Consider the following 335-nt stretch of genomic DNA (forward strand, 5'->3'; position numbering starts at 1 on the left):
GCTGATTTTTCCTGATAGCGGGCAAATGACTGTATTGATGAAACCAGTAAACCACTGGCACCATCCGGACGTAAGGCAATGTCGATATCAAACAAAATACCTGCCGGCGTATGGCTGGTCATCCAGGTAATGAAGCGCTGGGCCAGTTTCGCATAATTCGCTGGCGCATCCTGTTCTTCATCATCGTACAAAAAGATCAGATCCAGATCAGAAGCATAGCCCAGTTCCTTGCCACCCAGTTTGCCGTAGGCGATCACTGCGAACTGTGGCTTTTCACGATGACGTGTTGCAATCGTCTGCCAGACAGCGTTTATCGTTGCCGCGACCATTAAATC

General features: G+C 49.3%; 1 pseudogene. It reads right to left on the reverse strand.

Going from position 1 to position 335, the window contains the following annotated elements:
- Positions 1-335, reverse strand: a pseudogene (locus tag KDM89_RS20905) (bifunctional [glutamate--ammonia ligase]-adenylyl-L-tyrosine phosphorylase/[glutamate--ammonia-ligase] adenylyltransferase); the annotation flags it as partial.

It is taken from the genome of Cognatundibacterium luofuense (assembly GCF_018139685.1).
In the GTDB taxonomy this organism is placed as follows: domain Bacteria; phylum Pseudomonadota; class Gammaproteobacteria; order Burkholderiales; family Burkholderiaceae_D; genus Undibacterium; species Undibacterium luofuense.